The organism is Acinetobacter sp. BD54 (assembly GCF_044778325.1).
Classification (GTDB): Bacteria; Pseudomonadota; Gammaproteobacteria; order Pseudomonadales; family Moraxellaceae; genus Acinetobacter; species Acinetobacter baumannii.
Window position 1 is genome coordinate 387,704 of the sequence record NZ_JANJEP010000001.1, and the last position, 24,320, is coordinate 412,023.

The following is a 24,320-nucleotide window of genomic DNA, read 5'->3' on the forward strand; positions in this document are numbered from 1 at the left end:
AGCAGTTATGAATAGTATTCCAAGCGTTGAAATCGATAGCTCCGACCATGTTGCAAAAACAACTAAAACAACATGTCCATATTGCGGTGTAGGTTGTGGTGTTAGTGTAAACGTTCAACAAAAACCTCAAGGACCTGTGGTGCAAGTTGAGGGGGATGCTGAGCATCCTTCCAACTTTGGGCGCTTATGCATTAAAGGTAGCCGACTTGCGGATACTTTGGGGTTAGAAACACGTCTACTTCAACCGATGTTTGGTCGTAAGCCACTTCGGACTGTAACCACATGGGATGCAGCAATCAATAAAATTGCCGATAAATTCCAGTCTTGTATCGACAAATATGGTCGTGACAGCATTGCATTTTATGTTTCAGGTCAGCTTTTGACTGAAGACTATTATGTGGTGAACAAGTTTGTAAAAGGCTATTTGGGCACTGCAAATATCGATACCAACTCACGCCTTTGCATGTCATCTGCAGTGGCAGGTCACAAACGTAGTTTCGGTGAAGATATTGTGCCTGCAAGTTATGAAGATTTTGAACATGCAGATATGGTGGTTTTGGTTGGTTCCAATACCGCATGGTGCCATCCTGTGCTGTATCAGCGGATTATGCAGGCTAAAAGCCACAATCCAGATATGTTTGTTGTGGTGATTGACCCACGTTTTACCAGTACTTGTGAGCAAGCGGATTTACATTTACCGATTTTACCGGGCCAAGATGTCGCATTGTTTAACGGACTATTCCAATATCTATATCAAAATGGTCATGCCGATCAGGCCTTTGTGGATGCCTATACTGAAGGTTTGCAAGAGGTTTTGGCAAGCAGCGAGCCAGAAGCTAATGTGGAATATGTGGCAAAGCGTACAGGAATTGCACTCGATAAGATGCAACAGTTCTTTAAGAAATTTGCGCAGACTGAAAAGGTAATCACGCTATTTTCAATGGGTGTGAACCAATCAAGTCAGGGTGTGAATAAGGCCAACAGCATTATTAATTGCCACTTACTAACAGGTAAAATTGGAAAGCTCGGTGCTGCACCATTTTCAATGACAGGCCAGCCCAATGCTATGGGTGGTCGAGAAGTGGGTGGCTTAGCCAACATGCTAGCGGCACACATGGACTTAGATAGCCCTTTACATCAAAAAGTAGTGCAAACCTTTTGGGACAGCCCATTTATTGCAACTCAAGCTGGCTTAAAAGCTGTTGATTTGTTCCGTGCTGTTGAAGCTGGAAAAATTAAAGCCATCTGGATTATGGCAACCAATCCGGTGGTAAGTTTACCAGATGCCGATCAGGTGAAACGTGCTTTAGAGAAATGCGAATTGGTCGTTGTGTCAGATATCTGTGCCGATACGGATACTACGGCTTACGCTGATGTGTTACTTCCAGCTTTAGGTTGGGGTGAAAAGGACGGTACAGTAACCAACTCCGAACGCCGTATTTCACGTCAACGTGCTTTTTTACCTGCGCCGGGTGAAGCAAAGGCGGATTGGTGGTCAGTGAGTCAAGTTGCGAAAAAATTAGGCTTTAAAGGTTTTGACTTTAATAGTGCTGTTGATATTTTTAATGAACATGCGGCTTTGTCAGCACAAGATAATGCGGACATTGAAGCACGTGAGCAAACTTATACGTTCCGTTATTTCAACTTAAAAGGTTTAATGAACCTAAGTACTGCTGAGTATGATGCTCTACAACCAGTGCAATGGCCAGTATGGGATAAAAAACAAGACGCTAAAGCCGTTCAACAACTGTTTGGCAAGGGCCAGTTTAGCCATAAAAATGCTAAGGCAAAATTGATTCCGACTGTTGCTATTAATCCGGTACATGCAATTTCAGAAGATTATCCGCTCATTTTGAATACGGGGCGTATTCGTGATCAATGGCATACCATGACCCGTACTGGTTTGTCGCCAAATTTAACCAGTCACCGTGCTGAACCATTCTGTGAGATTCATCCAAGTGATGCATTGAAGTTTGGTGTACGTGATCAAGGTTTGGTAGAAGTTCGTTCGAAATGGGGCAGTTGTGTACTGCGCGTGACATTCTCATCAGGTGTCCGTCGTGGGCAAATTTTTGCACCGATTCACTGGACTGAACAGGTCGCATCCGACGCCCGTATTGGTAAAGTCGTGAATCCGGAAGTTGATGCAATTTCAGGTGAGCCCGAGTTCAAACATACGCCTGTAACTATTCAGCCGTTCTATACCACTTGGCAAGGCGTGCTCTATATTCGTGAAGGATACGATTCGCACATTCAAGAATCGCTACATCACTGTGCATGGTGGACTAAAGTCAAAATGGTGAAAACCAATCGCTATGAACTTGCAGACCGCCAAACTTTTCATGATACTCAAAAGAATCTGAAAAGATTTTTGCCATTTGCTGATGAAACCTTTGAATGGTTAAGCATAGAAGATATTTCTTCACAGCTGAGCCATAGCGTTATTTTGAAAGATGGCATTGTAATTGCAAGTCTATATATTGCACCGCCAGATTTATTGCCAGACCGTGACTGGGTAGCAAGTCTGTTTAAACGAGAACGTTTGAGCGCCTTGCACCGTAAAGCTTTACTAGCAGGTATGCCAATGTCGGCTACCAATAATGATGGGCCTTTGGTGTGTAGTTGTTTTAAAGTAGGTAAGAATAAAATTATCGAAGCAATAAAAACACAAAACATTACCCATGAAAAACAGGTCACTGCTTGTTTAAAAGCTGGTGGCAATTGTGGATCATGTTTACCTGAAATCCGTGGCTTAATTAAAGCTTGCCAGCAAGAGGTAGAAGTGTGAATAAGGGATATCCCATAACTGATCTGGTCATTCTGGCGGGTGGACAAGCCCGCCGTATGAATGGTTTAAATAAGCTGTTGCAGCAATTCGATGGCGATACGCAACTTCTTAAGATTCACCAAAAGCTAAAATCTTCAGTATCTGAAATTTGGGTGAATAGTCATCGAGACTATTCAATCTATCAAAGTATTGTGCCAGATATTAAATGTTTTCAAGATGATGCTTCTGGTTTTTTTGGTCCGCTTATGGGGATGAAAAGCACATGGTCTCATGTACGAGCAGATTATGTTTTGTTTATTCCTTGTGATGTGACCTACATACCTACGCAAGTCGTTGCGAAATTACACAGCGCACTTCGCAAAAATAAACAGGCTCAGGCAGCTTACGTTTCAATTAACGGAGATGCTTTATACCCATTTTGTTTGTTAAAACGTGAAAGTCTAGAAGTTTTAGAGCAGCAAATTGATAAGCAACAATTGAGTTTAAAAAATTGCTTTAAACTTTTACATGCACAAGTAGCCATTTTTCAAAAGCAGAACTTATTTTTCCATAGCATTAATTCTTTAGATGAACTTCAACAATACAAACAAATTAAAGCATTTAAAGAGATTTTTTCGACAAATTAGAACTTCAATCATATCGATTTAAAATTTACATTGATAATCTGAAATCATTTTTTAAATTTTGAGTTATTGACTGTTTAGAATTTAAGTTCTATTTTGGAACTTGTTATTTTCATTCTAGCCAGATGTATAAAAATAAACGGAGCCAGAAAAATGATGGACGCAGCTCAGCAAAGTAAAACAGATGTGACCGCATGTATTTTATGTTCAAGAAACTGCGGTTTGAGCGTAGAAATTAAAGATAACCAATTTGTCAAAATTAAAGGTAATCCTGAGCATCCATTTTCTCAAGGTTACATTTGCCAAAAAGCCGCAAGATTACAGCATTACCAGAAACATGCAGACCGTTTGACCGCACCTTTAAAACGCCAACCAGATGGTTCATTTCAAGAAATTAGTTGGGATGTAGCGATACAAGAAATTGCCGATCAATTGGTTCAGATTAGAGATAAATTTGGCGGCACTGCTTTTGCTTCGGTTGGGGGCGGTGGACAGGGTAACCACCTCGGTGCAGCTTATGGCCGACAACTTTTATTGGCTATGAAAAGTTATTATGCATATAACTCACTTGCCCAAGAAAAAACAGGTGATTTTTGGCTCAATGGCCGCCTGTTCGGTAGTCAGGCCTGCCATACTACAGAAGATGTTGAACATGCAGATTACGTACTTTTTATTGGAACGAACCCGTTTCAGGCACATGGTATTCCCAACGCACGAGACACGCTAAAACATATTAAGAAAGATCCGAACCGAACCATGGTAGTGTTCGACCCGCGTGTTACCGAAACGGCAAAACAAGCAGACATTCACGTGCAGCTAAAACCGGGAACAGATGCTTTTTTAATGTCAGCCATGATTGCGATCATTATTAAAGAAAAGCTTTATGATGCAGCATTTATTGAGCAGCACACACATGGGTTTGAAGAAGTAAAAGCTGCATTTAACCATGTCCCGATTGAAGACTATATTGCTAAAGCTGATGTACCTATCGATTTGATTTATCAAGTGGTTCGAGATTTTGCCAAGGCAAAAAGAGGCTGTGTACGTATCGATTTAGGTATTCAACATACTTTGAATACAACATTAAATGGTTATTTAGAAAAGCTTTTATACTTACTGACAGGAAACTTTGGAAAACAGGGTACCAATAATTTGCATACCATGTTTATTCCAATTTTGACCGATACGGATGAAAGAAAACCAAAATATCGACGTAGCGTTTATCATAAAATGTTCCCGATTTCCGGGTTTTTTCCGCCTAATATTTTACCCGATGAAATCCTAAAAGCAGGGGAAAAGCGAATTCGTGCTGTGTTTGTAGATAGTTGTAATCCACTATTAACTTACCCTGACACACCTGCCTTTGAGGAAGCCTTTAAAGCCTTAGATTTGCTGGTGGTAGTTGATGTTGCGATGACAGAAACCGCGAGACTCGCCGACTATATTTTGCCTGCTCATACTCAGTTTGAAAAATGGGAATTTACTGGTTTTAACTTGGAATTTCCTAAGAATGGTTTTCACCTGCGTCATCCCGTATTGGCTGCTCAAGCAAACACTTTACCGGAAGCCGAAATTTATACTCGATTACTGGAAGCTATGAATGCTATTCCGAAGAATTTTCCAATTCTAGAAAAAATAGCTGCGGTCGACTCGAAAAAAACAGCCTATTTACCCTACTTGTCGGCGCTAGGACTTACCTTGGCACGCCATAAAAAATATATCCCTTTTGCTGCCTCTATCATTTATCGAACTCTTGGCAAACGACTTGGAAATTCAGCAGATTCAGTTGCTTTTTTATTGCCGCTCTCTATTCAATATGCTGTTTTACATACCAAAGCGGTACGCCGTGCGGGTTATAAAGGTAATCCATTAACACAAGGTGTCAAACTATTTGAGCAGATATTAAAGCAACGTTCAGGTATGGTTTTATCGCAACATGAATATGACGAAGTCTGGAAACTGGTAGCTTATAAAGATAAGAAAATACGTCTTGCAATTCCCGAGATGTTAAGTGAACTCGCAAGCTTGAAAAGCCATAACGTTAATGTTGAAGAGTTTCCTTTCATCCTTTTGTCAGGTGAACGCCGTAGTTACAATGCCAACCAAATTTACCGTGACCCTGCTTGGCGAAAAGTAGATGCAGAAGGTGCACTGCGTATTCATCCTGAAGATGCAAGACACTTAAATGTAGATGCAGGAGGGCAGCTTAAATGTATCTCAGCGCATGGAGAAATTCAGGTAGCTATTGAGTTGGATGATGGGATGAGAAGAGGTGTCGTATCACTTCCACATGGCTATGGTATGCGATTTCAAAATGGTGAACCAATTGGACCACAATTAAACTTACTTATTTCTGCTGAACATTGTGATCCATTGTCGAAAACGCCGTACCATAAATATGTACCCATCCGTTTAGAAAAGTGTTAGAAATAGAATCAAGTAAAACATAGATTTTACCGCGCTAACTCGAGATTTATTTTTAAATTGTTCTCGAGAAGGCGCGGTGAAAAACCGATAAAAAGTTAAATATTATGGAAGATAAGTAGAGCTGGAACAAATTTTGCATAAAAAGCAAAGCACTATTTAGGCGCAATTTTTTGTATTTGATTGTTCATAATCGGTGCTCGCAATATTTGAACTGTTCTCGATATGAGTGCAAATGATGAAACAATATCACTCTGAAACTGCGCCAAGCCTTCTGCAAGATCAATATGGGCGTATCAAGCGTAAGTTACGAATTTCTGTAACTGATCGCTGTAATTTTAAGTGTGTATATTGCATGCCTGAGCATCCAGAATGGTTAAATAAACAAGATTTGCTTAGTTTTGAAGCGCTCTTTCAATTTTGTCATTTTATGGTGCAGCAAGGTATCGAAAGTATTCGCATTACGGGTGGTGAACCATTAATGCGTCAAGGTATTGTTCATTTCATTCGAGATCTACAGTCTTTAAAAAGTTTAGGTTTAAAACGTATATCGATGACTACCAATGGTCATTACCTTGCTAAACATGCCAAGCAGCTAAAAGACGCTGGATTAGATGATTTAAACATTAGTTTAGATAGTTTAGATCCTGTTCAGTTTAAAGAGTTGACCAAGAAAAAATTGGAGCCTGTTTTAGAGGGGATACAAGCTGCAAAAGAAGTAGGATTACCTTTTAAAATTAACTGCGTGTTAATGAAAGATAGAAATGATGATCAAATCTTACCTATGGTGAAATGGTCAATTGCTCATCATATTCCTTTGCGTTTTATCGAGTTTATGCCGCTTGATGGTGATGCACTTTGGTCAAATAAAGATGTGGTAAGTGAGGCTGAAATTTTACAGGTATTGCAACCGTATTATTCGGTACAAGTCATCGAGCAGCTACATGAGCCAGCGCGTCAATATCTAATTAACGGTAGCTACCATTTAGGAATTATTTCCACAATTACGCATTCATTTTGCCACCAATGTGACCGTATACGGCTTACCGCAAAAGGCGAACTATATAGCTGTTTATTTGCGCCGCAAGGCTTAAATATTAAACCTCAGCTTCAAACGCTGGTAAGCAAACAACATACTCCAGAATACGGTATATATATCCAAAATTTAAAGAATTTGGTTCATCCTTATATCTGGCATAAAGCCAAAGGTTTCCATGCCTTACAACATCAACAAACCCGTAAAATCAGCATGCATATGCTTGGGGGATAAATGCAACAATCTATCCAAATTAAAGTCGAAGCATTTGGTGCAATTGAAAAATTGCTTCCTGAAAATCTTTTGCTAGTTTGTCCTAACCATAGTCTGGTTAAAGATGTATTAGATGAAATTGTTTTATTACATCCGGAATCTACAAAAGCCATGGAAAAATGTGCATGTGCGATTGGTGACAATGTCATAACCAGACAAACTGTCTTAAGTGAGCCATGCACTTTGGTTTTATTATCACCCGTTGCCGGAGGATGAGTCATGAAAGAGTTCGCAAGAATACAAGAGCAGGCTTTAAGCTTGGATACTTTTGATCCGATTCAGTCTTTTCCTGAATGTGGCGGTATCGATATTTTTATGGGTACGGTTCGTAATCACCACGAAGGTAAAGCGGTAAAGGCGCTGAAATATACATCGTATAAACCGCTTGCAGAAAAAATGATACGTGAAATTGAACTAGAAATTGAGAAAAAGTATCAGGTATCTTATGTGCGAGTGGTTCATCGAATTGGATATCTGGATGTCGGTGAAACAGCCATTATTGCGATTGCGTATGCAGCCCATCGCCGTGAAGCTTTTCAGGCATGTGAGGAAGCGGTCGAACGGGTAAAGCATGAAGTACCTGTCTTTAAAGAAGAGTTTTTTACAGATGGCACAAGTCATTATGTAGAGGGCTGTTGTATTCGTAAGGATGCACCGCACGACCACAAACATCACCATCATCATGCCGGCCATGAGCACTCACACTGAAATATGTAATACTAGGATAAATAATGAAAAACGTAGGAATGAAGCCGGAAAGTTATCGTGTTGCTGAAGCACAAGCGATTTTATATGCACCACCGCACTGTATTGAACTATTAAGACAAGGAAACACGGAAAAAGGTGATGCATTAAAAACAGCACGTGTTGCAGGAATTTTGGCAGCAAAACGAACTGATGAGCTGATTCCACTATGTCATCCACTACCGATTTATCGGGCAGATGTAGAATATGAATTGGAACATGACTTTGTAAAAATTATTGCTGTCGTTGAGACCATTGGACCAACTGGTGTAGAAATGGAAGCTTTGACGGCGGCAAGCCTTGCAGGTTTAACTATTTACGATATGTTAAAGCCTCATTGTGAACCAGAAGAACTCTGGATGGATCAATGTAAACTACTTAAGAAAAAAGGCGGAAAATCCCATTTTAAACGGGTATTGCGTCAGCCTGTTTCGGCTGCGGTTATTGTATTGTCAGATACCGTAGCAGCGGGTAGAAAGCCGGATACGGCCGGAAAATCTGTAGTTGAAACTTTAACTGAAGCTGGATTTGATCCGATCCATTACCAAATTTTGCCTGATGAAGCAGATGATCTCAAAGAATTGGTTCTAGAACTCACCAAATCGTATGCTTGTATTATGACCGTGGGTGGGACAGGAATTGGTAAGCGTGACATTACAGTTGATACGCTAGAGCCTCTTTTAGAACGTAAATTAGATGGCTTAATGGAAGCTGCTCGCTCATTTGGACAAAAACGCACGCCATACGCTGCTATGTCACGCGGAGTAGCAGGGTTTATTGACCGTTCGTTAGTAGTGACGTTACCAGGAAGCCGTGGTGGAGCAAGCGAATCAATGGCCGCTATTTTACCCGCATTAGTCCATATTTTTGATGTTTGCCGTGATTTACCACATCCAGGAGGCTATGAATAATGTCAGGTTGTGGTGCTGAGCGTGGATTAATCAGTATAGATGAAGCGCTAGATTTAGTTATTAATAAGCCTAAAAACTTAAGCTCTATTCAAAAGACTCTAACAAATAGCCTAAGTAGTTATCTTGCCAAAGATATTTACTCTGAAATTAATTTACCAAGTTTCTCTCAAAGTGCGGTAGACGGTTATGCACTTTGTAGCCATACAGAAGATTTAAATAATCAAAAGTTCCAAGTCACAGGTGAAATTCGTGCCGGAAGTGAGAGTCACGATATACTCGGTGAAGGTCAGGCGATTCGTATATTTACGGGTGGTAAAATTCCTGAAGGGACAACGCATGTAGCACGGCAAGAAATCGTATCGGTTATTTCGGCCCAAGAAATTTGTTTAACGGAACATATACGCCCTCAAGCTGATATCCGTTTTACTGGTGAAGAAATCCAGCAGGGGCAGTTGCTTGCTCAAGTAGGACAGTTTCTAAATATTGGAAGTTTGGCTGCTTTAAGTATGGCGGGAGTGCAAGAGCTTACTGTTTACTGCAGACCAAAAGTTGCAGTTTTAGTCACAGGTGATGAAGTTGCTCAAACGGCAGAAGATTTAATCGATGGAAAAGTCTTTGATGCAAATGGTCCATTACTAAAAGCTTGGTTTGAAGATTATGGTTTAGATATCGAACTCATTCATGTGGCAGATGAAGCAGAGCAGGTCACCCATTACTTTAACCAGCTAAAAGACAGCCATGATGTTGTTATAACGACTGGCGGAGTTTCGGTAGGAGACTATGACTTTGTTCGGCCCTGTGCTTTCGAAGTTGGATTTGAACAAATCTTTTGGAAAGTTAAACAAAAACCGGGTAAACCTTTATTCTTTGCCGAATACCATAATTCACAAACCCGCCATTCCTGTTATTTGTTAGGCTTACCGGGCAATCCGGCTGCGGTATATGTTGCAATGCAAGTTTATGGTAAATCTTTATTGGATGCCTTGCAGGGCAATAGACAGGGACCAGAATGGTTTACCGCAATTTTAGAGCATGATTTAAAAGAAGATGCACGTGAGCGTTTTTTACGAATGTATGCTTATTTTGATGCAGGGCAACTTAAAGTAAAAAGTTTGGCCAAGCAGCAGTCCCATATGCTGAGTAACCTTATGCAAGCCAATAGTTTAGTCCGTATTCCTGCGAATACAAAACTAGCATCAGGAACTGTGCTAAAGGGACTCTTTATTTCAAATTAACTTATAAATAAGCTGTATATAATTAATCCATACTGATGGATTAATTATATTTTATAACTATTTTTAGTGACTGTTATTTTAAAAAATAACCTTTATAAATATACTAAAAACTTATTTCTAAGCTGAATATTGCATATAACATATTAAGTGGTTTAGGGTATAAATAATAAGGCAAGTAGGCCAGTTTTATATTGAGGAAAGCATAAAGATGAAATGGGATGACATCGGTGATCAGCCTTGTTCTGTTGCCCGTATGCTATCAGTGATTGGTGATCGATGGACGATGCTAATATTACGTAATGCTTTTATGGGAATTCGTCGTTTTGATGACTTTCAAAAATCATTAGGTGTCACTCGTCATGTCCTTTCTGATCGCTTAAAACGGTTGGTTGAATACGAAATTTTAGTGAAAGCGCCTTATTTTGACCGTCAGGAACGCTTTGAATATCGTCTCACGGATAAAGGCTTTGAGCTTTATCCAATTATCTTATCTATGGCGAACTGGGCAGATAAATGGATGGACCAAGGTTTAGGTAAACCTTTGGAATATCGTCACAAAGCATGTGGACATAAATTTGAACCTGTTATGGTGTGTTCAGTATGTCGTGAACCATTACATGCAAAACAAGTTCAGGTTTCTGCTGGGCCGGGCTATTTTGCTTATATGGAACAAAAGCAAAAACAGGCTTAAACTTGTTTCTCTAATGACTCTTGTAGAAGCGCTTCTGCAAGAGTCTTATAAATATAATCATGATTTGATTGTGTAATATTAAAACGGATAAATTGACCTGCCGATTGTGCTTGGCTAAAGGCATTACCCGGGGCGAGAATCACTTGCCGATTCAGGCAAAACTGAGCAATCTTCGCTGCATCTACACCTTCCGGTAGACGACACCACACAAAAATTCCGGCCTTGGGCTCAATCCACGGTTCTATCCCAATCGATTTAAGCTTCGCGATTGTTTCTTGCATGGCTTGAGCTAAACGAACTTTTAATAAATCTAGATGCTTACGATATGAACCATCGGTTAAAGCTGTGTGTAAAATCTTGGCTGAGAGTCCATTGTGAGAAAAACTGGTGGCTATTTTTAAATCGGCAATCTGATCAATCCATTCTGGTTTCGCAACAATATAGCCGCAGCGAATAGAAGCAGAGAGCGTTTTAGAAAAACTTCCAATAAAAATCACGCGTGAAAGGTTGTCTAGGGCTGCAAGTCGTGGAGCGGGAGTATATTCAAAATCTGAGAAGATATCGTCTTCAATCACAATTAAATTAGACTGATCAATCAACTTTAATAATTGATGAGCTGTCGAGAGTGAGAGTGTTGCACCAGTTGGGTTGTGTATTCCGGAATTTGTAATATAAAGCCGAGGGTTATAGCTCTCGATAGCTTCTTTAAATGCCTCTAAGTCCGGGCCATTTGGAGTGTAGGGAATACCAACAACTTTAACTTGATGAACTTTAAGTAGAGCATGAAAGTTAAAGTAGCAAGGGTCATCAATTAGAACCACATCATCTGGTTTAAGTAAAAAACGACAAACCAGATCAATAGCTTGAGTGCCTGAATCGGTTAGAAGAACTTGATTAAGGTTTGCCTCTATACCTTTACTTTGTGCCCGTCTAGCCAGTAGATCTCTTAATGCGGGCAGCCCCAACGGTGAAGAATAACCCAATAAACTATCGTCTTCGCTACGTGTGGCTGACCTTAATGCTTTGCGGATACTTTCAAGTGGCATCCAATCATTTGGTAACCAACCACAACCGGGTTTAAACGCATTAGGTTCTGCTTCTAAAGACTGACGTGAAATCCATAACGGATCTATAGAGCGATCTAATTTGGGTCCTAATTCACTTAAGGCTAAAGGTGCAAGGGGTGCTACTACATAAAAGCCGGAACCACTACGTGATTCAATTTTACCTAGGGCAATTAATCGCTCATAAGCTTCGACAATAGTAGAAACAGAAAAACCTAAATCTTTGGCTAATTTACGTACAGAGGGAAGTCGAGTTCCTGGAGTTAAAGAACGATTCTTAATTTGTTGTTCAATCTGTGAAATAACAAACTCGATTTTTGTTTTGGTCTGGTTCACACTAATTATCTCTAACTGTACTGTTTGTTTATACATAACAGTTTTTTAAAATTGTACTGATTTGTATCTGGTTTTGACACCATATCACAGCTTAAATTCTTCGTATAGTTGCGGAGAATAATATGCAAAAGTTTATAAACGGTTGGGTGAATGGTTTTATTGGGGTGGCAATTTTTGCCGGTTCATTACCGGCTACCCGTATTGCGGTAACAGGTTTTGAGCCTGGTTTTCTAACAGCAGCAAGAGCTGTCATTGCAGGAGTTTTGGGTTTAATTCTTATCTTTTTGCTTAAGGAAAAAAAGCCTGCTAAACAAGATTGGTGGCCACTCGCTATTGTGGCTTTAGGCGTTGTAGTTGGGTTTCCCTTATTTACTGCGCTTGCTCTACAGTATATGAACGCAGCCCACTCGATTGTCTTTGTTAGTCTTCTGCCATTAGCTACAGCCATATTTGCAGTAGTGAGAGGTGGAGAAAAACCAAATTTATTTTTTTGGATATTTGCAATTTTAGGCAGTCTGGTTGTTTTTACCTATATGTTTTTCTTATCGGGTGAAGCTTCTTTTGGCATCGGCGATTTATACATGCTTATTGCAATTATTTTGTGTGGATTTGGCTATGCCGAAGGCGGAGTACTTTCGAAAAAAATAGGTGGATGGCAGGTGATCTGTTGGGCGCTTATTTTAGCTTTACCGATTATGCTGCTTGCTACTCTTTTTTATATGCCCGTTTCCTTTCAAGATGTATCTCCATCAGCGGTAGCAGGGCTGGTTTACGTATCTTTATTTAGTATGCTCATCGGGTTCTTTTTTTGGTACAAAGGGCTTGCACAAGGTGGTATTGCTGCAATTAGCCAGCTACAGCTTTTACAGCCTTTAATGGGACTTGCGATTGCCGCACTTTTATTACATGAACACGTAAGTTGGTCGATGTTAATGGTAACGGCAGTAACAATTTTATGTGTCGCTGCCGCTAAAAAATTCGCATAAAAATCTATAAACAATTTGCCGGTTTAGGAATACCTGCCAAGCGACTGAGATGGCGAGCAACTAAACCGGTATTAAATTTTTGCTGTAAAACAGCATTATTAATATCTGGACTGACGGTTTTCATTAAAAACTTAATCAAAGGACGTGTTGCAGGAGAATGCCCAAATTGCTGATAAAATTGGCGAACCGCAGCTAAAACTTCAAAATGCCAATCTGTTAATTCAAGATCGAGAGATTTGGCGAGTTCCTGTGCTACTTCGGGATTCCAAATCGTATAGTCGACTAAATGACCATCTTGATCTAATTCTAAATTCATAAAAATGAGCCTAACTATATTATTTCAAAGAAATGCATCGATTAAATTGTAAAACCAGATCCGCAAACTGATCATAGTTCAATACCTTAACCTGAGCCAAGGTTTCTGCATCAATTAAATCTTTTTCATGAGACAAACAAGAAACTGAGCCAAACTGCTGACAAATATTTACCGAAAGTTGAGCAGTTGAGTCACCCATAAAAACAATTTGATCATCTTTATGAAATAGCTTTGCAAGTTCTTCAATAATGCGAGGAGTATGGTGATAAGAAGCTTGCACAAGATAAAGAGTTGATTGCGTCATTAAAATTACACCTTTATCTACCAATATAAGACATGATCGAAAGACTGGATGAGTTCAGTATCTAACTGAACAAATTCTAGTTCCTGCTCGCTGTTTTGAACAAATGGATGCTGTTTGTTTTTGGCTTCAACAAGGATTGGACTTAAGTCATAAAACTCAAAGCTATCCACCATGTTTGAAGCAATTTTAAAAGCATGCTGCAATTGGTCGAAGTTACGTTCATTTTGTAAAAGACTAAGAGCCGCATCTTTTAATAATACTTTGACTGGTGAGCCAAAGGTTGCTAAAACCATAGTAGCGGCGAGGCTTTCATTGACTTGTAGGCTGGTTAGATTGGCTTGGGTCAAAATAACGAGTACAGTTTTCACACAATATACCTTTTAAAAGCAACAATCTAAGTTAACAAAGTAACTTAAAATTGAAGAAGACGAGAGGCTGACTGTACTGCATCAGCAAGTTCACCTAGACCAACCAACTCAAAGTTGTTCGCTAGGTTGTGATGACTAAGTTGATGGCGACTCGCATTTTCTGCATCGGTAATCCCGCGTGCAAGAGCAGCGCTAACGCAAACAGGAAGTCTGATCGCGAGCTTTTGCCATTCATGCGTTAAATTACGCTGGTCGTCAGGAACCCACTGAAAATCATTCGCAACTTGAACGCCATCTTGGTAAAAGAATACACGAAAGTCTTCATTTTTACTTTTGAGTGCCTGAGCTAGGCCCAGCGCATGCCAAGCATGGATCGAAGTAGGAGCAGAGGTTATTAGTAGTAATGTACTCATTGAGAATTCACTATGGTCATACGTCTAAATGGGCGTAGATACATTAAGAGAAAGGTAAGTATACAATGATTTTAGTGACAGGTGGTTTAGGCTTTATCGGTTCACATATTGCATTGAGTCTCATGGCTCAAGGCCAAGAAGTGGTTCTTGTCGATAATTTGGCTAACTCGACCTTGCAAACGCTTGAGCGGTTAGAATACATCTCTGGTATGTACGTTCCGTTTGTTAAACTTGATGTACGTAACACGCCTGCATTGAACAAAGTATTTGAACAGTACTCAATTGATGCAGTCATTCATACGGCTGGTTTTAAATCTATTGAAGAGTCTAATTTAAAACCGCTTGAATATTATAATGATAATGTCAGTTGTATCATGAGCCTATTGCGTGCAATGCAACGTACAGGCGTCCGTCATTTTATTCATTTATCTAGTTTGGCAGTCTATGGAAAATCTGGTTCACAGTTAAGTGAAACAGATGATTTCAACTATGCTTATCCTAACCCTTATATTAAGTCGCAACAGATGATTGAAGAAATCATCCGTGATACTTACAAAATTGATCATGAATGGAAAATTGCAATTTTACGTCTATCAAATATTGTAGGTGCTTTTGAGCATGGCGTATTAGGCGAGTATGTAGCCCAGCTCCCTAAAAATATTGTACCGCTTGCCATGCAAGTTGCAGCGATGCAACGTGATTTAATTGAGTTACAGGATCAGTCTTCTACCGAGGACCATACCGTAGAACGTAGCTTTTTACATGTATTAGATGTATGTGAGGCAGTAAGCTCAACTTTACATTGGTTACGTGATCAAAGCCATTGCTGTGAAGCTTTTAATATTGCTCATGAGCAAGTGCATTCGATTCGTCAATTATTAGATGAAATTTCACAGGTTACCCAAGCCGAAATTCCGACACAATCTGCGATTTATAAGCATGAAGAGTTAGCGCAGATTGGTGCAAATATAGGAAAAGCAAAAACTTTATTACAATGGGCACCTAAGCGAACTTTAAAACAAATGATTGAAGATGAATGGAGATTTTATCAAAATACATTAAATGGAAGATAAGATAATGATTCTTATTTACAATAATGGAATGCTTGAGTACGATACTAAAATTAACTAGCCAAAGCATAAATTGCTTCAGCCCGTGAGTTCTTTAACCAGATAACCGAGGTTTCTATGCAAACACGAATTGAACATGACACAATGGGTGAGATTGAAGTTCCGAATGAAGCGCTGTGGGGTGCACAAACCCAACGTAGCTTACAGAACTTTAAAATCGGGCAGGAGCGTTTACCCCGTGCCATGATTCGAGCGATGGGCTTGGTAAAAAAAGCAGCGGCAATAACCAATGCAGAGTTAGGCCAGTTACCACAAGATTTGAGCCAATATATTGTGGGGGCAGCTGAGGAAGTGATTGCAGGGAAATGGGACTCTCAGTTTCCACTTGTGGTTTGGCAAACAGGTTCTGGTACGCAAAGTAATATGAACTGTAATGAGGTGATTGCAAATATTGCAAATCAAAAGCTAGGCCAAGCGCTCGGAGCACAAAAGCCGGTACATCCAAACGACCATGTTAACCGCGCACAATCTACTAATGACTCATTCCCAACGGCTATTCATGTTGCGGCAAGTTTGCAAATTAATGAATTACTGATCCCTGCTGTAGAACAGCTTAAAGCGACTTTGCAAAAAAAGTCGGACGAATTTCAAGATATTGTTAAAATTGGCCGTACCCATTTACAAGACGCGACGCCACTGACACTTGGCCAAGAGTTTAGCGGTTATGTTTCTCAGCTCGAGCATGGTTTAGTACGTTTACAGCAAGCTTTAAGTGGTCTGTATGAGTTACCATTAGGTGGCACAGCGGTAGGAACTGGGTTAAATGCTCATCCTGACTATGCTGTTAAGGCAGCAGCTCAGCTTGCAGCTTTAACGGGTTTGCCATTTGTTACCGCTCCTAATAAATTTGAAGCACTTGCAGGACGTGATGCTGCTGTTTTTGCATCAGGCGCATTAAAAACTCTAGCGGTAAGCTTGAACAAGATTGCCAATGATATTCGTTGGTTAGCAAGTGGCCCACGTTGTGGCTTCGGCGAAATCCGTATTCCTGAAAATGAACCTGGTTCAAGTATCATGCCAGGTAAAGTGAACCCGACTCAAAGTGAAGCCATGACTATGGTTGTTGCCCAAGTGCTTGGCAACGATACCACTATTAATGTCGCTGGTGCTTCTGGTAACTTCGAGCTCAATGTATTTATGCCAGTAATTGCTTATAACTTACTGCAATCTATTCAGTTGCTTGGTGATGCATGTAATAGTTTTAATGATCACTGTGCAGTAGGGATTGAGCCAAATCGTGAGAAAATTGATCACTTCTTGCATAATTCTCTTATGTTAGTTACGGCATTAAATCCGGTTATTGGTTATGAAAACTCTGCAAAAGTGGCTAAAACTGCTTATAAAGAGAATAAAACTTTAAAACAAGTTGCTGTAGAGCTAGGACTTGTTACAGCAGAGCAATTTGATGAAGTAGTTAAACCTGAAAAAATGGTTTCGCCAAATAGTAAATAAGCGATTTAACAATAGCCATCAGCAGTATATTTTGTAGCAATTTTACAAACCCTTAACTACTGATGGCTATTATGCTTAAGATGTTAAAGTTAGGGCCATTCATTTACCCTAAGTTATTTATTAAAAATAAAAGCTATACCAATAGATCTTCTATATATTCCCAGCCATTAGCTTTCATCTCTTCAAACTTTCTTTTTAATTCTTCTTTTGTATATTCATGTGAGTCTTTAGCTAAAAGAATATGATAAGAATTAGATGCTGGATCTATAGTGACCTCATTAATTTCTACTGGCTGAATCACACCATTTTCGGTCAAACCAAGATCAGTAAAGCACATTCCTTTTACCGGAATAACACTGCATTCATACTCTTTAGAAATAAAATAATTATTTGAATAAGTTGAATAGGTACGTGAAGCGCGAATCTTCATTGCTATCTCCTTTATTCGTAGAGAAGATTTGAGTAGTGTGGCGCGTTTTAAAAGCTAAAACTGTTTACTTTTTATTGTTTGTTTACTATGAATCTTTGTTATTTAAAATATTTTTAACAATCTATATCAAAATTAACTGTAGAAGCCTCCTTTTTAAAAGAAGGCTTCAATATAGATAAGCTTATCTTGAGATTTTGTAAACTTTATTTTTATATTCATCACGAGAAATGACACCTTTATCATATTGTTGTTTTAATGATCTATATTGTTGATAACGAACATCTCTTTGAATGCCCATATTGTCATGATTTCTAATGTAATAGAGACTTCGTTCATGATCACTCATATTTACAGTATGGTCGGGAGAGTGAGAATAAGTGTTTTGTGGTTGCTCTTCTTGGTAGTGTTTTGCAATCTCAAAAAAATCTACGTTTTGTTTGTTTGAATCAGAGCGGAAAGGATTGTGTTGTGATTCGTTAATTTTATGATCTGAACTATTATTTACCTCAAGCATACTCTTATGGCGTTTTGACTCTTGTCCATAAAATTCATATTTGGTTGGGGAGATAGTTGTTTCAGAAAATACAAAAGGAGAAAAAGTAGCAGTACTTAAAACTAATAAAATTAATTGTAATCTATTCATTTCTATGGAAGCCCAGATGAAAGTGAGTAAATCACTGTATTATAACACTAAATTTAACATTGGACTAAAAAATAATATATTTAAAATATACATATTTTTAATTTTCAAAGTTGTATAAGATTTATTTGCAAGTTTCTAGGTTGTAATTATTCCCTATTAAGCTTTATCAAACCAACTTGGTGTTGAATAAGCTGCCATAATTGTTAAAATGCCCACCTTATCCTGTTTTTATATTATTTTTTAATTGCTTTCGTTCTTGCAATTTTTAAATTAATTATGAAAAACAGTCGTTTAGTTAAGGATTTTTTTGAATGCTCTCTATTTATTTAACAGATACTCAACAACATGTGCAATTTAATGATTACCCAAGTGATCAGCCTGTTAAATTTCTGTTAAATCTTAAAAAGATTTTTCCAAGTACTGGTGATTTATTATTACCTGTTTTACCTGAAGATAATGATCTGGAAAATGTAACTTGGGAATCAACCTCAAAAGACTTTGAAATCTTCAAAAAGTTATTGGCAGGTTGGGGTGTGATTGAGCTTCGTTTAAATGCCATTACCGCTTATAAAGATAAAAATTTTGCAAACGAGTTGATCAAACAAGCTCAAGCGAAACGTAAAAAAGTAGCACAAAAAAATCATCAACTTTCTCTAGTTGCATTGGATTATATTTTTATGCACGAAATTCATGCACTCATTGATGCTGAACTGTTCACAATAGGCGAGAAATTTTATTTGCCAACCTTGCGGGAGCAATGGAAAGGTACCGTTTCGGACCAAGTGCTTAATGGAAAGCTCTAATGAATATCAAAAGGTGAATTCTTATAATTCACCTTTTTTATAATTAAATCAAAAGTTTGTATTTTTTGTTGGTGGGTTATACAAAAGTTTACAAGAAAAGAATGCGTTTTTTTAAAAGTGGCAGATACATTGCTTATATAAATACAAAATTATTGCGGGAGAGAGGTTCTTAAGAACCCGCCGAAGGAGCAACAGGCCCGGAAACTCTCAGGCAAAAGGACTGTAATAATTAAAAAATCTGGAGAGCAGCTTAAGATTTATAAGCATGGAGAATAAAAACTTATAAGTCATAAACTCACCGAAGGGGAAGATCGAAATACTAAAAGGTAGTATTTAGGTCGAAACTCTCAGGTACAAATGACAGATGGGCTGTACTGATGAAATGTTCTTGCATTTCAGAGGAGTCTGTTATGCCACATGTTATTGTGATTGGTGCAGGAATCACAGGGGTTACTTCAGCCTATGAATTATCTCAATTAGGTTACCAAGTCACAGTGATTGATCGCCATCTTTATCCAGCCATGGAAACATCATTTGCAAATGGAGGGCAATTATCTGCTTGTAATGCAGAAGTCTGGAACCAGAAAGCGACCGTTATAAAAGGTTTTAAATGGATGAGGCAAAAAGATGCTCCTTTATTATTGAATCCTTCCTTTAGCCTACATAAATATAGTTGGTTGGTTGAGTTTTTGTCTCATATTAAAAATTATGAAGCCAATACAATAGAAACCGTTCGCTTGGCATTGCTTGCGCGTAAGCGCTTGTTTGATGTAGCTGAAAAAGAGCAGCTTCAATTTGATTTGGAGAAACGCGGTATTCTTCATATGTATCATACTAAGGATGATTATGACATCGCCAAGCGAGTTAATGATGTTTTAAATAAAGGGACTTTAGAACGTTACTCGGTTTCACCTGAGGAAATGAAATCAATCGAACCTTCTTTAACGGGTGAGTACTTTGGTGGCTATTACACACCAAGCGATGCAACCGGTGATATCCATAAATATTCAACCTCTTTAGCTGAAAAGACTAAACAATATGGCGTTCAGTACAAATTCGGTTTGGAAGTTACTGATATTAAGTGTCATGCAGATAAAGTGGTACTGAATTGTCAGCCAAGTGCTGAGCATCCGCATCTTTCCCAAACAGACAGCTTTCAATTAGAAGGTGATGTTTTGGTGGTGTGTGGTGGTGTAGGAAGTTATCAGCTGGCTGATATGATTGGTGAACGTGTAAATGTTTATCCGGTCAAAGGTTATTCAATTACCGTCCAATTAAAAGATGAAAAAAGTATAAAAAATGCACCGTGGGTGAGTTTGTTGGATGAGAGCGCTAAAATTGTAACGTCTCGTTTAGGACCAGATCGTTTACGTGTAGCAGGTACGGCCGAGTTTAATGGTTATAATCGAGATATTCGAGCCGACCGTATTCAACCTTTGGTAAATTGGGTAAACCGCAATTTTGACATTTCAACTGAGCATGTTGTGCCTTGGGCGGGTTTAAGACCAATGATGCCTAATATGTTGCCAGTTGTGAAACAGTCTAAACAGTCTAGAGTTTTCTATAATACGGGACATGGTCATCTAGGCTGGACTTTGTCAGCAGCTACAGCTGTTTTGGTGAGTCAGGATATTCAACAAAAGTATCCCGCATAAAAAGAAAAGCCAGTGTCTATGCACTGGCTTTTTTATTTTATATTCACTAGTCGTACAGGCGATAAATTCCTGTGAAGCGCTCACAACCTTTTTGCTGGGTTTTTACGATGAGCAGTGCTTTCTGAAAGTCAAATTTATATTTACAGTTATGTTCATTATCTAAAATTTCACTTTTCTGTTCAGGAGAGCTGTAAGCCATAAGTGAAACCGTTTGGGTTTCTTTTCGGTTATTCGGATTACGGTAAGCTAAACCTTCAATTTTGATTTTATCTTTAGCAAGTTGATGTATTTGTAAATGAACGGGCTGAGATGCAATATGTCCATTTTCAAATTTAAGATAATGCTGAGTTAGGGTTTGTTTAAGTGAAGCATAAAAATTTAAATCATCACCACGTACATCAAACTGTTGTTGAATACATGAATTAGTTTTGCATTGTTGTGTTTGTCTAAGCCACAATGTTTGAGTATCTTGTAGAAGCTGCAGTGGGGCATCTGTGACCAAGTATGCAGAAAGATATTTATTGTTGAGCTGCTTTCGTGCTTCGCTAAAGGTTTTTGAACAGATTTTTAGCTCTGCTTTTGAGTTGGAGCAGTCGATAGATTCTGCAAAAACAAGCGATGAGCATAAACAACTCAATGTCACGACAAAACTTAATCTTTTCAATTGATTCATATCAGTATTCGACGGCATGATCGCTTATACTTTCAGTCTACTTTGCTAAGTGTACTATAGCGAAACACGACGGTTGAATACAAGATTTCTTAAGCTTTTATAATAGAAGGGAAGAGTTTATATGGTTGCTCAAATTCGTATTGGACAAGGAATGGATGTGCATGCCTTTGAAGAGGGTAAATTCGTAACCTTAGCTGGCGTTCAAATTCCGCATACGCATGGCTTGAAAGCACATTCTGATGGCGATGTCGTGCTACATGCATTATGTGATGCCTTACTAGGTGCTCTAGCACTTGGTGATATTGGTCAGCATTTTCCGGATACAGATCCAGAATTTAAAGGAGCGGATAGCCGTGTTCTAATTAAACATGTTTATCAATTAATATTAGACCGAGGTTATCATTTAAATAATGCTGATATTACGGTAGCTTGTGAGCGTCCTAAATTAGCCAAATACAATTTGGAAATGCGTCAAAGCATTGCAGATGTTTTAAATGTAGATTTAAATCAAATTAGTATCAAAGCGACCACAACCGAAAAACTTGGATTTACTGGTCGCCAAGAAGGAATTTTAGCAACAGCGACGGTGTTAATATCTCATTAAACTAAATCATTGGTTTGTTGCAAAGACTGTTGAAGTTCTAAGGTAGCCTTACGGCCTTGAAGCTGTAAGGTAATACTATGAATGAGTCCTGTCCATGTTTCATTTGGCTCCCAAACTTCATGAAGCAAATCCTGACAGGTTGCCATATCCATATTCATATAAAATTGTCTGTAGACATACATAAGACAACTTACGCGTTTATTTTTGGCACAATGTATCCAAACAATTTCATTCTGCACTAAATGATCAATCAAATCTAAAACTAATAAGCATTGGTCAGAAGAGGGTGTTTCCCAGTCAATTGGAATATGAATATAATTTAAACCATATTCAAGACAGACCTGATCTTCATTTTTAATACTATCTGGTGAATTCGATAAAGCTAAATTTATAACAGTGCTACAACCATACTCTTTAATGAGCTTAAGTTGTTCGATAGAAGGTTGCGCTGAACTAAATAAATGTTCATGAATGATCGAAAATGCAGGGATTTCAGATAATGATTGTTCAAGGGTTGTCATAATCGCACTCTACACGAGTAGGCTTGGCTTATTGTGTAGAATGTTATACACGATTATGTATGACAGTTGAAATATAGACTGTTTATATATTGGGCAACATCATAAAAATTTTTAAAATAATAAATGAGGATAATAGGGATCTTATAAAAATAAAAAACAGCACCTTAATGATGCTGTTTTTTGAATTAGAAATTAAGCTTTTTTCAAATTTTCGTTGAGTAAAAATTCCATTAAAGCTTTTTGTGCATGCAGACGGTTTTCTGCTTCGTCCCATACTACGGCATTTTTATGGTCGAGCATGGTTTCAGAAATTTCTTCACCACGATGAGCAGGTAAGCAGTGCATGAATAAACAGTCCGGGTGTGCAAGTCCCATTAATTTCTCGTTAACCTGAAAATCAGCAAAGGCTTTTTCACGAAGCTTCTGTTCTTCTTCTTGTCCCATGCTTGCCCATACATCTGTAACGATAAGATCAGCATTTACAGCCGCATCTTCCGCATTATCAAAAAGTTCAACACAATGCCCAAACTCTGCTAAAAACTCAGGTTTAGGTTCATAACCTTTTGGTGATGCAATCTTGAGTTTGAAACCCATCATGTGTGCAGCTTCAATGTATGAATTACACATATTATTGCCATCACCAATCCAGGCTACGGTTTTGCCTTCAATACTGCCGCGATGTTCAATATAAGTTTGTAAATCTGCAAGTAACTGACAAGGATGATGATCATCAGTTAAGCCATTGATAACAGGAACTTTTGAATAAGATGCAAAACGTTCAACAATATCGTGACCAAAAGTACGAATCATTACGATATCAAGCATGCTTGAAATAACACGTGCTGAATCTTCAATCGGTTCACCACGGCCTAATTGCGTATCACGAGGTGATAAGAAAATGGCACTGCCACCGAATTGATTAATACCGGCTTCAAAAGAAATACGAGTGCGTGTGCTCGATTTTTCAAAAATCATTCCCAATACTTTACCAACAAAAGGTTGATATACCTTATTGCTTTGCTGCATTTTCTTAAGTTCGCTTGCGCGTTCTAAAATGCGATTAAGTTCTAGAGTGGATAGATCACGTAAAGTCAGGAAATGTCTTAGAGCCATGTAGCTACTCCATAATAATTGTTTTGAATTACAACAATTATCTGTTGTTGGCTGGGTGGAAGTGGGAAAAAAGAAGTCTACTATACTATAAGCATTTCAAAATGCAAAAGAATTAGACTTTATGATGGCCCTTTAAGAAAATATCAACACAATAGTTAATATAATCAATAACTTCTGTCTCATTGGGTGGAAGAGGCATTCCCATAATCATTCGCCATTCAATATCACGTAAAATTCCAAAATACATAAGAGAGGAATGATCAGGAGATGTACAGGTAATTTCACCTGATTGATGAGATATGAGTAAGGCTTGAGCAATTGTATTTTGGACATCCAGAGCACATTTTTCATATAAGTATTGGCTCAAAGTTGCATTACATTGAGTTTGTTCAATAACCAAACGTAAAAAGGCAATGTGTTCAGGTTGAATAATGTGCTTATAAAAACGGATGAGAGTTTGGATTAAATAATCTTTTAAAGAAGTTTGCTCTGGTTGAAATGCAATACAGATATCTTTAAAAAACATTTCACGGCGATAATCGCAGATTGCAGTAAATAAGCCATCTTTATTACCAAAGTATTTATAAATAGAGGTTTTTGAACCACCAGCATGATTAACGATGTCGTCAAGAGAGACAGCATCATATCCTTTTTCCAAAAACAGCTCGGTTGCGCTTAGCAATAGAGCTAAACGACGTTCTATACCGCGGCGTGTTTGGGGTTTTTCACATACGAGATGATGTGACTCAAGGACTGGATCATGCATAAAATTTAATAACGACGG

26 protein-coding genes and 1 riboswitch are annotated in these 24,320 nt (G+C 38.5%); of the genes, 15 read left to right on the top strand and 11 right to left on the bottom strand.

All coding sequences use genetic code 11. The features are described 5' to 3' along the window. The first annotated feature begins 7 nt into the window (after positions 1-7). The 9 genes from NQ782_RS01885 (at position 8) to NQ782_RS01925 (ending at position 10,725) form a co-directional block, all read left to right on the top strand. Positions 8-2,788 carry a nitrate reductase gene (locus tag NQ782_RS01885; protein ID WP_057093881.1) on the top strand — a complete coding sequence of 927 codons (2,781 nt, stop codon included), beginning with the start codon at positions 8-10 and terminating at the stop codon, positions 2,786-2,788. Further along, positions 2,785-3,414: a molybdenum cofactor guanylyltransferase gene (locus tag NQ782_RS01890; protein ID WP_001032655.1), complete on the top strand. Its 630-nt coding sequence runs from the start codon at positions 2,785-2,787 to the stop codon at positions 3,412-3,414. Before NQ782_RS01885 ends, NQ782_RS01890 begins: the two co-directional genes overlap by 4 nt. A 150-nt stretch (positions 3,415-3,564) precedes the next feature. Continuing rightward, entirely contained in the window at positions 3,565-5,838 is a 2,274-nt protein-coding gene (locus NQ782_RS01895) for a molybdopterin-dependent oxidoreductase (RefSeq protein ID WP_000968535.1), read from the top strand. Between the two features lie 226 nt (positions 5,839-6,064). Next, positions 6,065-7,105 (top strand): GTP 3',8-cyclase MoaA, encoded by a 1,041-nt coding sequence (gene moaA, locus NQ782_RS01900; protein WP_086231110.1) that lies wholly within the window; start codon positions 6,065-6,067, stop codon positions 7,103-7,105. Continuing rightward, positions 7,106-7,360, top strand: coding sequence for a MoaD/ThiS family protein (locus tag NQ782_RS01905; protein ID WP_001187656.1), 255 nt, complete (start codon positions 7,106-7,108; stop codon positions 7,358-7,360). 3 nt (positions 7,361-7,363) lie between these two features. After that, a complete protein-coding gene (locus NQ782_RS01910) occupies positions 7,364-7,852 on the top strand; it encodes a molybdenum cofactor biosynthesis protein MoaE (RefSeq protein WP_000657202.1) in 489 nt (162 codons plus the stop codon). A 23-nt stretch (positions 7,853-7,875) separates the two neighbouring features. Further along, positions 7,876-8,799 (top strand): bifunctional molybdenum cofactor biosynthesis protein MoaC/MoaB, encoded by a 924-nt coding sequence (gene moaCB, locus NQ782_RS01915; RefSeq protein ID WP_000799981.1) that lies wholly within the window; start codon positions 7,876-7,878, stop codon positions 8,797-8,799. Beyond that, a complete protein-coding gene (locus NQ782_RS01920; protein ID WP_000012065.1) occupies positions 8,799-10,034 on the top strand; it encodes a molybdopterin molybdotransferase MoeA in 1,236 nt (411 codons plus the stop codon). Before moaCB ends, NQ782_RS01920 begins: the two co-directional genes overlap by 1 nt. A 208-nt stretch (positions 10,035-10,242) precedes the next feature. Continuing rightward, positions 10,243-10,725 (top strand): helix-turn-helix domain-containing protein, encoded by a 483-nt coding sequence (locus tag NQ782_RS01925; RefSeq protein WP_000870671.1) that lies wholly within the window; start codon positions 10,243-10,245, stop codon positions 10,723-10,725. On the opposite strand, the gene NQ782_RS01930 is transcribed toward NQ782_RS01925, so the two are convergent. After that, positions 10,722-12,125 (bottom strand): PLP-dependent aminotransferase family protein, encoded by a 1,404-nt coding sequence (locus NQ782_RS01930; protein ID WP_171071835.1) that lies wholly within the window; start codon positions 12,123-12,125, stop codon positions 10,722-10,724. The two genes, NQ782_RS01925 and NQ782_RS01930, sit on opposite strands and share 4 nt — an antisense overlap. Positions 12,126-12,247: 122 nt before the next feature. Between NQ782_RS01930 and NQ782_RS01935 the strand changes: the two genes are divergently transcribed. Next, on the top strand, positions 12,248-13,111 hold the full coding sequence (locus NQ782_RS01935) for a DMT family transporter (RefSeq protein WP_039208805.1): 864 nt from the start codon (positions 12,248-12,250) through the stop codon (positions 13,109-13,111). 4 nt (positions 13,112-13,115) lie between these two features. Here NQ782_RS01935 and NQ782_RS01940 read toward each other — a convergent pair whose 3' ends face one another. The 4 genes from NQ782_RS01940 to tusD are packed head-to-tail and all read right to left on the bottom strand — an operon-like array spanning position 13,116 to position 14,512. Continuing rightward, positions 13,116-13,427 carry a TusE/DsrC/DsvC family sulfur relay protein gene (locus tag NQ782_RS01940; RefSeq protein ID WP_001047539.1) on the bottom strand — a complete coding sequence of 104 codons (312 nt, stop codon included), beginning with the start codon at positions 13,425-13,427 and terminating at the stop codon, positions 13,116-13,118. 19 nt (positions 13,428-13,446) lie between these two features. After that, the gene (locus tag NQ782_RS01945) at positions 13,447-13,731 is read right to left on the bottom strand and encodes a hypothetical protein (RefSeq protein WP_000194629.1); all 285 of its coding nucleotides are present in this window, start codon (positions 13,729-13,731) and stop codon (positions 13,447-13,449) included. 17 nt (positions 13,732-13,748) lie between these two features. Next, positions 13,749-14,099, bottom strand: coding sequence for a hypothetical protein (locus NQ782_RS01950; RefSeq protein ID WP_000859779.1), 351 nt, complete (start codon positions 14,097-14,099; stop codon positions 13,749-13,751). Between the two features lie 44 nt (positions 14,100-14,143). Further along, positions 14,144-14,512: a sulfurtransferase complex subunit TusD gene (gene tusD, locus NQ782_RS01955; protein ID WP_000105718.1), complete on the bottom strand. Its 369-nt coding sequence runs from the start codon at positions 14,510-14,512 to the stop codon at positions 14,144-14,146. A 65-nt stretch (positions 14,513-14,577) separates the two neighbouring features. Between tusD and galE the strand changes: the two genes are divergently transcribed. Both galE and fumC read left to right on the top strand, forming a co-directional pair. Further along, entirely contained in the window at positions 14,578-15,585 is a 1,008-nt protein-coding gene (galE, locus tag NQ782_RS01960) for a UDP-glucose 4-epimerase GalE (RefSeq protein ID WP_000604788.1), read from the top strand. Positions 15,586-15,699: 114 nt separating this feature from the next. Beyond that, positions 15,700-17,094 carry a class II fumarate hydratase gene (gene fumC / locus NQ782_RS01965; RefSeq protein ID WP_001194768.1) on the top strand — a complete coding sequence of 465 codons (1,395 nt, stop codon included), beginning with the start codon at positions 15,700-15,702 and terminating at the stop codon, positions 17,092-17,094. Positions 17,095-17,227: 133 nt separating this feature from the next. Here fumC and NQ782_RS01970 read toward each other — a convergent pair whose 3' ends face one another. Both NQ782_RS01970 and NQ782_RS01975 read right to left on the bottom strand, forming a co-directional pair. Then, complete coding sequence (locus NQ782_RS01970; RefSeq protein WP_000701849.1) at positions 17,228-17,524, bottom strand: hypothetical protein; 297 nt, start codon at positions 17,522-17,524, stop codon at positions 17,228-17,230. Between the two features lie 181 nt (positions 17,525-17,705). Next, on the bottom strand, positions 17,706-18,167 hold the full coding sequence (locus NQ782_RS01975) for a hypothetical protein (RefSeq protein WP_001081037.1): 462 nt from the start codon (positions 18,165-18,167) through the stop codon (positions 17,706-17,708). Between the two features lie 311 nt (positions 18,168-18,478). Between NQ782_RS01975 and NQ782_RS01980 the strand changes: the two genes are divergently transcribed. Further along, positions 18,479-18,970, top strand: a complete 492-nt coding sequence (locus NQ782_RS01980; RefSeq protein ID WP_000949167.1) for a hypothetical protein — start codon at positions 18,479-18,481, stop codon at positions 18,968-18,970. Between the two features lie 145 nt (positions 18,971-19,115). Continuing rightward, positions 19,116-19,203: riboswitch (glycine riboswitch) on the top strand. Positions 19,204-19,380: 177 nt separating this feature from the next. After that, positions 19,381-20,625, top strand: coding sequence for a D-amino acid dehydrogenase (locus NQ782_RS01985; protein WP_001120919.1), 1,245 nt, complete (start codon positions 19,381-19,383; stop codon positions 20,623-20,625). 46 nt (positions 20,626-20,671) lie between these two features. On the opposite strand, the gene NQ782_RS01990 is transcribed toward NQ782_RS01985, so the two are convergent. Beyond that, positions 20,672-21,316 (bottom strand): hypothetical protein, encoded by a 645-nt coding sequence (locus tag NQ782_RS01990; protein ID WP_001139838.1) that lies wholly within the window; start codon positions 21,314-21,316, stop codon positions 20,672-20,674. Between the two features lie 103 nt (positions 21,317-21,419). On the opposite strand from NQ782_RS01990, the gene ispF reads away from it, so the two are divergent. Next, a complete protein-coding gene (gene ispF, locus NQ782_RS01995) occupies positions 21,420-21,902 on the top strand; it encodes a 2-C-methyl-D-erythritol 2,4-cyclodiphosphate synthase (RefSeq protein ID WP_057093047.1) in 483 nt (160 codons plus the stop codon). Here ispF and NQ782_RS02000 read toward each other — a convergent pair. The 3 genes from NQ782_RS02000 to adeN form a co-directional block, all read right to left on the bottom strand. Next, on the bottom strand, positions 21,899-22,423 hold the full coding sequence (locus tag NQ782_RS02000) for a protein tyrosine phosphatase family protein (protein ID WP_057093045.1): 525 nt from the start codon (positions 22,421-22,423) through the stop codon (positions 21,899-21,901). The genes ispF and NQ782_RS02000 overlap by 4 nt on opposite strands. 192 nt (positions 22,424-22,615) lie before the next feature. Beyond that, positions 22,616-23,536, bottom strand: a complete 921-nt coding sequence (argF, locus tag NQ782_RS02005) for an ornithine carbamoyltransferase (RefSeq protein ID WP_001207983.1) — start codon at positions 23,534-23,536, stop codon at positions 22,616-22,618. A gap of 112 nt (positions 23,537-23,648) precedes the next feature. Then, positions 23,649-24,302 (bottom strand): multidrug efflux transcriptional repressor AdeN, encoded by a 654-nt coding sequence (adeN, locus tag NQ782_RS02010; protein WP_000543879.1) that lies wholly within the window; start codon positions 24,300-24,302, stop codon positions 23,649-23,651. Between the last annotated feature and the right edge of the window lie 18 nt (positions 24,303-24,320).

Bases quoted from the DNA above. Each gene is read 5' to 3' on its own strand.
- NQ782_RS01885 (WP_057093881.1), top strand. From the start codon at position 8: ATGAATAGTATTCCAAGCGTTGAAATCGATAGCTCCGACCATGTTGCA.
- NQ782_RS01895 (WP_000968535.1), top strand. From the start codon at position 3,565: ATGATGGACGCAGCTCAGCAAAGTAAAACAGATGTGACCGCATGTATT.
- NQ782_RS01905 (WP_001187656.1), top strand. From the start codon at position 7,106: ATGCAACAATCTATCCAAATTAAAGTCGAAGCATTTGGTGCAATTGAA.
- NQ782_RS01910 (WP_000657202.1), top strand. From the start codon at position 7,364: ATGAAAGAGTTCGCAAGAATACAAGAGCAGGCTTTAAGCTTGGATACT.
- moaCB (WP_000799981.1), top strand. From the start codon at position 7,876: ATGAAAAACGTAGGAATGAAGCCGGAAAGTTATCGTGTTGCTGAAGCA.
- NQ782_RS01920 (WP_000012065.1), top strand. From the start codon at position 8,799: ATGTCAGGTTGTGGTGCTGAGCGTGGATTAATCAGTATAGATGAAGCG.
- NQ782_RS01925 (WP_000870671.1), top strand. From the start codon at position 10,243: ATGAAATGGGATGACATCGGTGATCAGCCTTGTTCTGTTGCCCGTATG.
- NQ782_RS01935 (WP_039208805.1), top strand. From the start codon at position 12,248: ATGCAAAAGTTTATAAACGGTTGGGTGAATGGTTTTATTGGGGTGGCA.
- NQ782_RS01940 (WP_001047539.1), bottom strand. From the start codon at position 13,427: ATGAATTTAGAATTAGATCAAGATGGTCATTTAGTCGACTATACGATT.
- NQ782_RS01945 (WP_000194629.1), bottom strand. From the start codon at position 13,731: ATGACGCAATCAACTCTTTATCTTGTGCAAGCTTCTTATCACCATACT.
- tusD (WP_000105718.1), bottom strand. From the start codon at position 14,512: ATGAGTACATTACTACTAATAACCTCTGCTCCTACTTCGATCCATGCT.
- galE (WP_000604788.1), top strand. From the start codon at position 14,578: ATGATTTTAGTGACAGGTGGTTTAGGCTTTATCGGTTCACATATTGCA.
- fumC (WP_001194768.1), top strand. From the start codon at position 15,700: ATGCAAACACGAATTGAACATGACACAATGGGTGAGATTGAAGTTCCG.
- NQ782_RS01970 (WP_000701849.1), bottom strand. From the start codon at position 17,524: ATGAAGATTCGCGCTTCACGTACCTATTCAACTTATTCAAATAATTAT.
- NQ782_RS01975 (WP_001081037.1), bottom strand. From the start codon at position 18,167: ATGAATAGATTACAATTAATTTTATTAGTTTTAAGTACTGCTACTTTT.
- NQ782_RS01980 (WP_000949167.1), top strand. From the start codon at position 18,479: ATGCTCTCTATTTATTTAACAGATACTCAACAACATGTGCAATTTAAT.
- NQ782_RS01985 (WP_001120919.1), top strand. From the start codon at position 19,381: ATGCCACATGTTATTGTGATTGGTGCAGGAATCACAGGGGTTACTTCA.
- NQ782_RS01990 (WP_001139838.1), bottom strand. From the start codon at position 21,316: ATGCCGTCGAATACTGATATGAATCAATTGAAAAGATTAAGTTTTGTC.
- ispF (WP_057093047.1), top strand. From the start codon at position 21,420: ATGGTTGCTCAAATTCGTATTGGACAAGGAATGGATGTGCATGCCTTT.
- NQ782_RS02000 (WP_057093045.1), bottom strand. From the start codon at position 22,423: ATGACAACCCTTGAACAATCATTATCTGAAATCCCTGCATTTTCGATC.
- argF (WP_001207983.1), bottom strand. From the start codon at position 23,536: ATGGCTCTAAGACATTTCCTGACTTTACGTGATCTATCCACTCTAGAA.
- adeN (WP_000543879.1), bottom strand. From the start codon at position 24,302: ATGCATGATCCAGTCCTTGAGTCACATCATCTCGTATGTGAAAAACCC.